At 59.1% G+C, this 11,043-nt stretch carries 10 protein-coding genes; 4 read left to right on the forward strand and 6 right to left on the reverse strand.

Annotated features, from left to right (window positions below; all coding sequences use genetic code 11):
- On the forward strand, positions 1-564 hold a 564-nt coding region (locus tag IVB12_RS03930), incomplete at its 5' end, for an Ldh family oxidoreductase (protein WP_256467091.1).
- A 408-nt stretch (positions 565-972) separates the two neighbouring features.
- Here IVB12_RS03930 and IVB12_RS03935 read toward each other — a convergent pair.
- The 5 genes from IVB12_RS03935 to IVB12_RS03955 are packed head-to-tail and all read right to left on the reverse strand — an operon-like array spanning position 973 to position 6,340.
- A complete protein-coding gene (locus IVB12_RS03935) occupies positions 973-1,392 on the reverse strand; it encodes a cupin domain-containing protein (RefSeq protein WP_247295840.1) in 420 nt (139 codons plus the stop codon).
- 31 nt (positions 1,393-1,423) lie between these two features.
- The gene (locus IVB12_RS03940; RefSeq protein WP_247295841.1) at positions 1,424-2,800 is read right to left on the reverse strand and encodes an NAD-dependent succinate-semialdehyde dehydrogenase; all 1,377 of its coding nucleotides are present in this window, start codon (positions 2,798-2,800) and stop codon (positions 1,424-1,426) included.
- Between the two features lie 27 nt (positions 2,801-2,827).
- The gene (locus IVB12_RS03945; RefSeq protein WP_247295843.1) at positions 2,828-3,913 is read right to left on the reverse strand and encodes an isocitrate/isopropylmalate dehydrogenase family protein; all 1,086 of its coding nucleotides are present in this window, start codon (positions 3,911-3,913) and stop codon (positions 2,828-2,830) included.
- 24 nt (positions 3,914-3,937) lie between these two features.
- The gene (locus IVB12_RS03950) at positions 3,938-5,293 is read right to left on the reverse strand and encodes a 2-hydroxycarboxylate transporter family protein (RefSeq protein WP_247295845.1); all 1,356 of its coding nucleotides are present in this window, start codon (positions 5,291-5,293) and stop codon (positions 3,938-3,940) included.
- A 51-nt stretch (positions 5,294-5,344) separates the two neighbouring features.
- Positions 5,345-6,340 carry an amidohydrolase family protein gene (locus IVB12_RS03955; RefSeq protein WP_247295848.1) on the reverse strand — a complete coding sequence of 332 codons (996 nt, stop codon included), beginning with the start codon at positions 6,338-6,340 and terminating at the stop codon, positions 5,345-5,347.
- A 211-nt stretch (positions 6,341-6,551) separates the two neighbouring features.
- On the opposite strand from IVB12_RS03955, the gene IVB12_RS03960 reads away from it, so the two are divergent.
- The 3 genes from IVB12_RS03960 to IVB12_RS03970 all read left to right on the forward strand — a co-directional run bounded on the left by IVB12_RS03960 (position 6,552) and on the right by IVB12_RS03970 (position 8,277).
- Positions 6,552-7,463 (forward strand): GntR family transcriptional regulator, encoded by a 912-nt coding sequence (locus tag IVB12_RS03960; RefSeq protein WP_247295849.1) that lies wholly within the window; start codon positions 6,552-6,554, stop codon positions 7,461-7,463.
- A 179-nt stretch (positions 7,464-7,642) separates the two neighbouring features.
- Positions 7,643-8,128: a pyridoxal-phosphate dependent enzyme gene (locus IVB12_RS03965; RefSeq protein WP_247295851.1), complete on the forward strand. Its 486-nt coding sequence runs from the start codon at positions 7,643-7,645 to the stop codon at positions 8,126-8,128.
- A complete protein-coding gene (locus IVB12_RS03970; RefSeq protein WP_247295854.1) occupies positions 8,128-8,277 on the forward strand; it encodes a hypothetical protein in 150 nt (49 codons plus the stop codon). Before IVB12_RS03965 ends, IVB12_RS03970 begins: the two co-directional genes overlap by 1 nt.
- 898 nt (positions 8,278-9,175) lie before the next feature.
- On the opposite strand, the gene IVB12_RS03975 is transcribed toward IVB12_RS03970, so the two are convergent.
- Positions 9,176-10,936: a tetratricopeptide repeat-containing glycosyltransferase family protein gene (locus IVB12_RS03975; RefSeq protein ID WP_247295856.1), complete on the reverse strand. Its 1,761-nt coding sequence runs from the start codon at positions 10,934-10,936 to the stop codon at positions 9,176-9,178.
- Positions 10,937-11,043 lie beyond the last annotated feature (107 nt).

Below are 11,043 nucleotides of genomic sequence, written 5' to 3' on the forward strand. Positions count from 1 at the left end.
TGGGCTTGTCCAGCCGGATCCCACGCGCCCATGGTGCTCGACATCGCCAACACAGGCGTTGCGCGGGGCAAGATCTACCTGGCCAAGCAGAAGGGCCAGCCGATTCCAGAAGGCTGGGCGATCAACGCGGCGGGAGCTTCGACGACCGATCCCGCCGAGGCCATCGAAGGGATCATCCTTCCCATGGCGCAGCACAAGGGATACGCGATCGCGCTGATGATGGACATGCTGTCTGGGGTGCTCACCGGCAGCGGCTTCGGAGCCGAGATCGCCGGTCCCTATCAGGCCGAACGACGCAGCCGGGCGGGGCATTTGATCATCGTGCTCAACATCGAAGCTATGCTGCCGCTTGTAGAGTTCAACGCGCGAATGGACGAATTGATCTCGCAGATCAAGTCCGTGCCTCTCGCTCAAGGCTTTTCCGAGGTCTTTTATCCAGGCGAGATCGAAGCGCGCAGCGACGTCAACAACAGGCGAGATGGCCTGGACCTTCCGGAAGACACTCTCGCTGATCTGAAGAACGTTGCGAGGGAGTACGGACTCCAGCGGAGGCTGCCTTTCTAGTGTTTCCAAATAGGCATTGAAATCATGCCAATAATCAAACTGATTCATTCCGCCATTCGGAGTTCGATGGCCAGCCAGCCCTTAAAGCTGCTGAGTTGCCTTTATCTCCGTGGAACTAATCCCAACATATACCGCGGAGGCTGCTCGAGCAGGTCCGTCTACGTCACGATCGCAGAACAGGATATTGCGGCGAATAAGGCGGACAACCAGTCAGGATGAAGCATACCCTCAATTGGCGCCGTACTGCAGTTCGCCCGCGGATAGCCTCGGAGGTTCGAGGCGCTCAGGGACTCGAACTCTTGACGTTCCTCGCGACGCGATGTTCCACGCGAGTTTCAATCATGGAAACGCCGACGGTCGGATCGGCAGCTGCAGGTGTGGGCTGGATGGACTTGAAGCTTCGTCTTTTCAGCTCACGATAGCAGCCTTGTGCTCATCATCGATCGAACGGGTATCTCCCGTTTCGATCAAGGTCCGCGTGGCATCCACGGAGGCGTAGGTCCACAGGATCTTCATGCCTTCGCTATGCGAGACGTTGCGGAAGCGGTGGGGGATATCGGCCGGAATAAAGGTGATGTCGCCGGCCTGTATCGGATATTCGACCCCATCGATCTCAGCCACCGCTGTGCCTTCGAGCAGCAGGACGCTCTCCTCGCAATTGTGTTTGTGCAGGGGGATCGCTGCGCCCGGTTCGAAGATCGTGATACCATTGATGAAGCTGGTAGAACCGGTACGGCGAGTGACGAGAGGGATCGTCTTGGCGCCGCCGCCGCGCTGGCGTGCCGGGATCTCGGACGGCCGCAGGACGACTGGCTTTCTGCTTGTCATAGTCGCTATATGTCCTTTCAAAGAATGAGGATCACGTCTTGGTTGGCCCGAACCAGAGGGTTTTGGTATTGGTGAATTCCTTGATGCCGTAGACACCGAGTTCGCGGCCGTATCCCGACTTCTTGATACCGCCGAAAGGTAGCCGCGCATCAGAGGCGACCATGCCATTGATGAAGACGGCGCCGGCGTCGATGCCGCGGGCAAGCCTGCGGGCTTGGCCGAGATCCGCGGTCCACAACGCCGCGCCCAGCCCGAACTCTGTGCGGTTCGCGAGCGCAATCGCTTCCTCGGCGTCGTTGACGCGAATGATCGCGGCAACGGGTCCGAAGGTTTCCTCGCGGAATGCGACCATGTCGACGCCAACATGGTCGATGACAGTCGGCTGATAGGTAAAGCCGGGCCCCTCGACCGGTTGTCCGCCGAGTTTGAGAACTGCTCCGGCGGCGAGTGTCCTTTCGACCTGTCCATGCAAATCATCTCGCAAATTCGCCCGTGCCATCGGTCCTATTTGCGTATCGCGTGCCATTGGATCGTCGATCTTGAGCTTATGCACGCCGTCGACGAACGCAGCGACGAACCGGTCCGCGATGGCTTGCTCGACGATGAAACGTTTGGCGTTGACGCAACTCTGTCCGACATTGATGAAGCGAGCCTTCACCGCGACCGCCGCGGCGGTCTCGACATCGGCATCGGCAAGCACGATGAACGGGTCCGAGCCCCCCAATTCTAGGACCTGCTTCTTGAGCGCACGGCCGGCCTGACTCGCGACGATAGAGCCGACCTCTGTCGAACCTGTGAGGGTCACGGCAGCGATCCGCTCATCCGCGATCAGGGACGCAACCGCCGACGAATCTACCAGGAGCGTGCGGACCAGCCCTTGGGGAGCGCCGGCCTCGCGAACGACGTCCTCGATGGCGAGCGCGCATTGCGGCACGTTATTCGCATGCTTGAGAATGGCACCGTTGCCCGCGGCCAAAGCCGGCGCGGCGAAGCGGAAAAACTGCCAGAAAGGGTAGTTCCACGGCATGATCGCGAGCACCACGCCGAGCGGATCAAACACAACCGCGCTCTCGCTGGCGTTCGAGGCGACCGGTTCGTCAGCCAGAAAGCGCGGCGCATGCTCCGCATAATAGTCGCACGTCACCGCGCACTTCTCGATCTCGGCTTCGGATTCGACAATGGGTTCCCCCATCTCGCGAGTGATCAGTTCAGCGAAGCGCGCCTTGCCGGCCTGCAACCGGCGAGCAAATCCGCGCAGCAATTCGACGCGTTGGTGGACAGGAACCCTGCGCCACCGGCTCTGCGCCGCCACAGCGGCGGTCAATGCTTCATCGACCTGTTGCGGGGTGTGAGTTGCAAAGCGCGCAAGCTCCACGCCGTCATAAGGATTGAGTGAGACGATAGTCATCCGATGTCCTGGGAGTGCTCGAAGAGATCAGGCTGCGGCGTTATTCGCCAGCACATTGGTCAGGGTTGCGATCACTGCGTCGGTGAACGCACGTGTATCCAGTCGACCGCCAACGTCGCGGGTGCGGGTCGCGGGGTTGTCGAGAACCTGATCGACAGCGCGCTCGATGAGTTGCGCGGCTGATAGTAACCGCGCGTTTCGGTCACGTTGTCCGCGCCACTGCAACAGCATCGCCGCGGACAGGATGAGCGAGGTCGGATTGGCGATGCCTTGTCCCGCAATGTCCGGAGCGGAGCCATGCTGAGCTTGGGCTACGCAGATGGCATCGCCGACATTGATCGAGCCTCCGAGCCCCAGGCTGCCGGACAGTTCGGAGGCCTCGTCGGACAGGATGTCGCCGAACATGTTCGTGGTGACCATAACATCGAAGCGATCCGGCGTCCGGATCAGGAGGGCCGCGGTGGCATCGACGATGAGCTCTTCGAGCTCGACATCTGGGAAGTCGGCGGCGACGCGGCGGACCTCACGCAGGAATAGTCCGTCGGACATCTTCACCACATTGGCCTTGTGCACAGCGGTCACCTTTTTGCGGCGATGGCGTGCCAGTTCGAACGCGGTTCGGGCGACGCGCGCAGACCCCTTGGCGGTGATCTTGCGAATCGACAGCGCCATGTCGGGATCCGGCATGAATTCGCCGGAGCCCGCGAACATGTTTCTGTCAGAGTAGAACCCTTCAGTGTTCTCGCGGACGATGATGAGGTCCATGGGCTTACGCAGAATACTCAGATCCTTGCGCGACCGGCAGGGACGAATATTCGAGTATAGCTCGAATTTGACCCGCAATTCTCCTGACTGGTTGACGCCTCCCTTGTCACGGGTCGGGTATTCATAGTGGGAGACCGGACCGAGAATAACGCCGTCGGCTTGCGGGATACGGGCCATCACCTGGTCAGGCAACGTTGTGCCTTGCTCCTTGAGCGTAACCAGACCGATCTGATGCGTTTCGAACTCGAGACCGAGCGAAAGAGCCTGGTCGGCGACATCCAGCACGCGCAGGGTCGCTTCGGTGATTTCCGGACCGATGCCGTCGCCGGGGAGAACGATGATCTTCATGGATTGCCTGTTCGACTTGAGGGGTCAGCGGTTGAAATAGGCCATTGCGAGGAGCGCGATGGTAACAGTGATACCGCCACCGATGCGCGTCGCGATCTGCGCGAACGGCATCAGCCGCATGCGGTTGCTGGCGGACAGAATGGCGATGTCGCCGGCGCCGCCCATGCCACTATGGGTTCCTGTAACGATGGCGCTTTCGATCGGATAGAGGTTCACCAAACGCGCAGTGAAGAATCCCGTGAGCACCATCGCCGAGACGGTCGCCACGATGGTGACGAGGTTGGCGGGCGCGAAACCTGCGACCAGCTTGTCCCATGGCGTCAGCACCACGCCGAAAGCGAACAGCATGGGGTAGGCGACCGCGGTCAGGCAGAGCTTATACGCCGCATAGGAGCCGGCCTGAATGCGCGGTGTGACCCCATGAGCAAGCTTGAGGACCACGGCCATGAATAGCATCACAACCGGGGCGGGGAAGTGCAGTAGATGGAAAGCCAGCACGCCGCAGAGATACAGGGTGACAGCAACCATCGCGGCAGCGGCGAGGTTCTGCATGCCTCCGTCGGTCTGGCCCGCGTCGACTTGGTCGACAAGGTCGGTGCCGCCGACCGGCTGTAGCCGTCCGTCGCCCGTCAGGCAGGGGCGCATCTTGCCGACATAGTTGAGGGCTCCCGCCAGAATGATCGCGGTGAGATTGCCTACCAGAATGGCCGGTAGCACGCGCGCGAGGACCTCGCCCTGGGCGATGCCGGTGATCCCGGCATAGCCGATCGAAAGGGGTATGGCTCCTTCGCCAACGCCGCCGCCCATGATGGGGACGACGATGAAGAAGAAGCTGTCGAAAGCTCCCAATCCAAGAATGCTCCCGGTGCCAGTGCCGACGGCCGCCGCGACCACGCTGCCCGCGGCGAGCGGCACGAAGATCTTTGCAAAACCCTTGATCAGGATTGTGCGATCCATACTCAGGATACTGCCGACGATGACGACAGCGATGAACAGGCTGAGCACATTGGTGGATTTGAAGAAGTCGCCGACGACCTTGACGGCGGATGCCGGTATCCAGCCTTTGTAGGCGAGATAGGATGGAACGAACGTGACCAATACCGCGCCACCGCCAATATTGCGGATGATGGGGAGGCGGTTTCCGATCTGCCCCAATGTGAAGGCGAAGGCGGCCATGATGCCGATGACCATCGCGATCTCGCCATTGAGGTGGCCCGTCGCGCTGAAGGTCACGAGCAACGCGACAAGGAGGACATAGACGGGCACCGGGATGATGCCGATGTCGGTGTCCATCAGGGAGCGCCAGAAGCGACCGAAACTCGTGGGCGCGCGATCCGCCTTCGTCTCACTGTCTGCAAGTGCCACCGCTTGTTCAGCCATTCGCCTCGCTCCCAAATGATCGTTTTTTACGCTGCATCGCTGGCCGAGGCGTCAGAAGCCGTACAGGCGAGCTGGATTGTCGACGAGAATCTTGCGCAGCGCGGTCGCGTCACCAGTCCAGGACGAGAGCAGCGACAGCAGGTGGGCGTCGTCGACTGGCCGGAACGGTTCGATCTCTCCCGGTTTGCGCTCGCGTCGTTCTGCCCCGCCGCCCGTGTGCGGCCAGTCCGAGGCCCACACGAGGCGGTCCGGATTTGCAGCGATCAGAGTGCGGGCAAGGAGAGCCACTTCGTCGTAGTCGGTGGTGCGCCGGGAGGCTCGATAGGGGGCGGATAGCTTGATCCAGACCTTTCCGGTGTCGAGCAAGCGCAGCAGCGCAGCAAAGCCGGGCTGTTCAAGGCCACGCGCCGCATCTGCACCGGCATAATGATCGAGAATGACCGGCACGGGTGAGGCCGCAAAGGTCTCGGCCAAGGATTCCACGAGCGGCAGGTCGACATAAACCTGGACAGCCAACTCGACGGGCGCGACGCGGGATATGGCTTTGGATACGGCGGCAATCGCCGCCGTGGCGCGATCCTCGCCCTTGACGTTGAGGTTCACTCTCACGCCGACGACACCGCCTTGTTTGAGCGTGCGCAGATCGGCGTCGGCAATACCGGTGGGATCGATGACGGCTACGCCGCGGGCGACGTCCGAGCCGAGCTCGCGCAATGCATTCAGCAGGCAACGATTGTCATCGCCATAGACGCTGGGTTGGACCAGAACGAGCCGATCAATTTCGAGACCACGCCTGAAGCTCTGAAGTTGCTCCACGGAGGCCGTTCCCGGCGTGTAAGTCCGTGGCTCCGCGTAAGGAAAGCGGCCGGGTTCGAAGACGTGGACGTGGCAGTCGGTCGCCCCCGCCGGCGGAAACTGCAGCTTCGGAGAAGATTCGGTTGCCTGTGCTCGCGTCGTCATCGCCGCAGCTGCGGTTGAAATCGCGAGTACCGCGGCCTCGCCGAGCAGGTCCCTTCGGCTCGGATGCCGGCTGTCTTGCACAATCATGAGCGCTTCCCTTGACGCCCCCTTGTTTCGGAGGATGGCCGTTCGTATCTGGCTTTTGTGGTACTTTGCAATAGCAAAGTACCACACCAGACAACCAGAAAGTTCCCCCTCAGGCAAGGAGAGCGCAGCTATTCGCTGCGCGGCAGACGATTGGCTTGGCTTGGCAGCTTTCGCTATGAAGACGTGCAGGTGGTCTATGGAATCGACTGAGATGCAGCCGACACCGCTCATCAACGACCTTGCAAAGCAGATTGCGGAGCACTTGCGGGCTGAGAATCCCCCCGCGGGGACCCGGCTCGTCGAACGTAAGCTCGCCGAGCAATTCCGCGTATCGAGGTCGCCGATCCGCTCGGCGCTTCGGTTGTTGCACGCGCAGGGCGTACTCGGTCTTGCGGGGAGCGGTGGCTTCATCACGATTGATGGGCGCCAAGCATCCTGGCCCGACCATGGTGCGACGGTCACGAACGAGGAGGCTATGTATCTGCGCATCGCGCAGGATCGCCTAGAGGGCGTATTACCTGAGCGCGTCACCGAGAACGAGTTGCAACGTCGTTACAACATGACACGCGGTGAGCTGGCCCGCTTGCTACGCCGGATCCTCAGCGAAGGCTGGATCGAACGGCTGCCTGGCCATGGCTGGACGTTCCTGCCGATGCTCACATCGATCGAGTCTTACAAGGACAGCTATCGGTTCCGCCTGGTGATTGAGCCCGCGGCCATCTTGGAACCCGGATTTGTGCTGGACCGCATAGCATTGGAGGCATGCCGCGAAGAGCAACAGCGGCTCGTCGACGGACAGATATGGTCCGTATCGAGCCCCGCGCTATTCGATATGAACAGCAAGGTGCACGAGACCATCATCGAGTGCAGCCGCAACTCCTGCTTGATCGACGGACTCAAACGTGTCGACCGGCTCCGTCGGTTGATGGAGTACAAGCAGTCGCTCGACCGCCGCTACGCCATCGTTCGTTGCCGCGAGCACGTCGAGCTCATTGATCTCTTGCTCGAAGAACGACGACAAGATGCGTCCGAATTCATGAGACGGCATCTCTCCTCGGTGAGCGTTGAGAAGGTCATCAATAAGGTCGGAGCCGCTCAGGGCATATCGTCAGCCGACGATTGATCAATTGGAGCGACCAGCAGTGAGGTCGACGGATGATGCTCCCGGGACGACGAATGTGCAGTCGTCCTCATGCAGGGTTGCTCTTGATAGAGCGTACAGACCCGAATCTCAGGACTGAAAGCGCGCTAATCTCAGGGGCAGGGGCGGAACGTGCCCCCATAGGTTATCGAGAGACAAAAATGCAGAAGATCCTCAGCGAAGATTTTTCCTTCCAGCTAACTCGAAAACCGGCACCTCGCGAGAGCTACGACCAGAATGGCCCGCGGCGATATACTCAGTTTGACTGCGCTGGATCAGGCGAGAAAGAGATCACGAGCTGGCCCGGCTATCGTCCCACCCCACTTCGATGTCTCGACGGGCTGGCGCGTGCCGCAGGCGTCCGCGCCGTTCTTTACAAGGACGAAGGGTCACGCTTCAACCTCGGCAGCTTCAAGGCACTTGGCGGAGCGTACGCGGTAGCTTCCATCCTGCAGCGCGAAATCGAGGTAATAACCGGGAAGCGTCCAAGCACCGAACAGCTTGCCGCCGGATCGCTGAAGGCTTTGACAGCCGATATTACGGTCACCTGCGCGACAGACGGCAATCATGGCCGCTCGGTAGCATGGGGAGCTCGCACCTTCGGATGTCGGTGCGTCATTGATACGTCATGCAGGGATACTGCGTGATGATTGAGGAAGCGATCACGCAATTGCCGCGCGGGGTATTTCCAACCCACGTCTTCGTGCAAGGAGGCGTCGGTGGTCTCGCGGCCGCCGTGTGTGGCTTGACCAAGAATTCGGTTGCTCGCGCGCAACTGACTTCCATTGAGCAATGAGTCATCTAATGCCGCTGGCAGGCCGGCCGATACCGAAAGGCGCTGAAGGTTATCGCCGGTCACCGTAGGTGAGTTGCTCTCTCTAACGCCTGATCTTCATCTAAAATGAGAAACAGAACTCGGAGGCAGATCTTGCTCATTTCCGGAAACGCCATTCGGCTTTGGGGAGCACGTCGGATCGCTCTAGCCAATGGCAATTCAGTAACTAATTGGACCGCCCTTGCAGTACGAGCTACTTCGGATATTCCATAATGAAGGTTATGCGAATCCACAAACTGCTATACATTAGCCGTTTACGACAACCCTCTGTACCAGCTGAGCAGCAATCCTTCCTGGTGATCACCGCCTTCGTTGAAAAGAGTCGACGATTTTCTGACGCTCGCGGTCGCGGGAAGACAAAGGCAAACGTCAGGCTCACGCTCACCACGCGGGCCCGCATCTTGCGTCTGCTCGCGCGCGAAATCCGCATCGAAGAAGTTCGTGAGCCGCGATGCGCTGGTCTTGCTCGCCCGTTAATACGCCCGAACCGATGCCCACGACGTCGAACCAACCGCGTTCGTGGCCTCTTTGCACTTTATCGGAGATTTCGTCGCCTTTTCGGTTCCATTTGTGGAAACGCATCTGCTCGCCGTCTCAGGTCGAAGCGGAAGACTCCGCCATGGCGACATTCGATCTCTATTGTGTGAGATCAATCCAGCTGTCGATGCCGTCGACAACGTGATCGCAGAGGTCGACAAGCGGACCTGATGTTGGCACTTCCGAATGGCGAGCCCACATCCTGCTCTCAAACTCGGTGCGGCGGGCAATGCTGGGACAGCAGCATCGATCGCAGGCGATCAAGACGAGCTTCAACAAACTAATCGACGATGTGAAGAGCGGCCGCGGCGACCTCAAGTACTTAGAAGGGATCCTCAAATGCCGCGGATGCTTGAAATGCCTCGAACAAGTCGGTTCGAAGCTTGAGCTCGCTGTACACTTTGAGAAGTACCTCTGGCCAATCACGGGCTGACGTTTGTCGAAACAGGCGCATGGTTGGATACCAAGGGCTGTCATCGCGGTCGAGTAACCATCGATAGTCTGGAGTGTAGGGCAACAAGAGCCACGTTGGCTTGCCTAGTGCCCCAGCGAGATGAGCAACGCTCGTATCCACCGCGATGACGAGATCTAGGCACCTAATCAAGGCGGCCGTCTCGACAAAGTTCGTAAGCTCTTCGCTGGAATCCAAAAGCCCAGTAAGTTTCCGCATTACCTCAGCGTCCCCGGGCCTAGGGTCCTTCTGAAGACTGATAAAGGTCGCATTGACATCAAATAAATCAGAAAATGCTCGCAAAGGGATTGACCGATTGTGGTCCTCGGGGTGCTTCGGGTTTCCTGACCACACGAGGCCAACGCGCATTTTATCGTGGGAGCCGAGGCGTTCTTTCCACTTCCTTACGGCAGTTCTCGGTGGCCGAGGAAGATACGTTAGTGCCGAAGGAATAGACTCCAAGCTGGTCTTGAGCGCCAATGGCAAGGTCATAAGAGCGCAATGGAAGTCGAACGGCGGTAGGCGACCGGTCTCAGAAAACGGCAGACATTGTGCGACGCCAGGAATATCAATGAAGAGAGGCAGCAGCGGGTCCTGAACGACAAGCACGACGCGAGCTCCCAGGTCGGCGACCAAGGGAACATAGCGGATAAACTGTATTGCATCTCCGAAGCCTTCGTCCGAAACTAAAAGGATAGTCTTGCCTTTAAGATCTTCGTTGCCGAGCCACATTGGATACGGAAAGTTCGAATAGCTTCCGCCTAGCGACGATACTCGCCAGCGAGCCTCGCGCCCAAGCCAGCCTGCCTCGAAATCGCCAAGCAATAGTTGGAGGTGCGCAATTCCGAGTTCGGCGAGCGCCCCATCCGAGCGCGCCTTCATGGATTTGTATACTTCAAAGGCGTCGGCGAACTTATGGACATAGATGAGAGCGGCCGCCTTACCGCGGCGCGCTTCCATTAGATCCGGTTGCAGTTCGAGTGCTCGATCGAACCAAAGCAAGCTCTCTCCGTCCCTATTTAACAATCGGAGAAGCTTACCAACCTCGTTGCAAATGTCAGCATTACCAGGATCCAGCTCGTGTGCCCTGCGATATACGCGTAGCGCCTCCTCAAACTGCTTCAATTCAGAGAGAGATGCTCCGAGCATGTTCATTGTCGGAACGTGGTCTGGTCTCATGGCAAGAGATTTTCTAAAACTCTTCAACGCCTCTAACGGCCGACCAAGGTTAGCAATCGTCTGACCGCGGAGCTGCCATAGATTGGGATCGTTAACACCCAGTTCTGCCGCCCGCTCGAATGCATTGAGGGCTTTGTCATGATCCTTTCCAGGGAACAACGCCGTCCCAAGACTCAGAAAATAGATCGGCTGAGGATCCTGCTCAATGGCACGGGAGATCCAATGTTGCGCTTGATCGTGCTGTTCGCCCTGCAGAAACATCAAACCCAACAAGTGCAGTGAAGCTGCATGCTCTGGGTCCAATGCAAGAGCCTTGCGGCAATATTTCTCTGCCTCACGATTTCGTCCGGCGCGCATATCACTCAAGGCAGCATTAAACATTGCATCGGCAGGTGAGCCGATTTTTATCTTCCGCATCTCTCGGGCTGCCGCCCGGCGTTCTTGACGATTCATGGGCGCTTGCCGGCTAGGCTTTTATGACTAATCGATCCAACTTGGACGTTCTTCAAACTTGAACGCCGTATTTCGGATCGTACTCGGGCTGTTGACTCGAGATTGAT

It is taken from the genome of Bradyrhizobium sp. 179 (assembly GCF_023073535.1).
Taxonomy (GTDB): Bacteria; Pseudomonadota; Alphaproteobacteria; order Rhizobiales; family Xanthobacteraceae; genus Bradyrhizobium.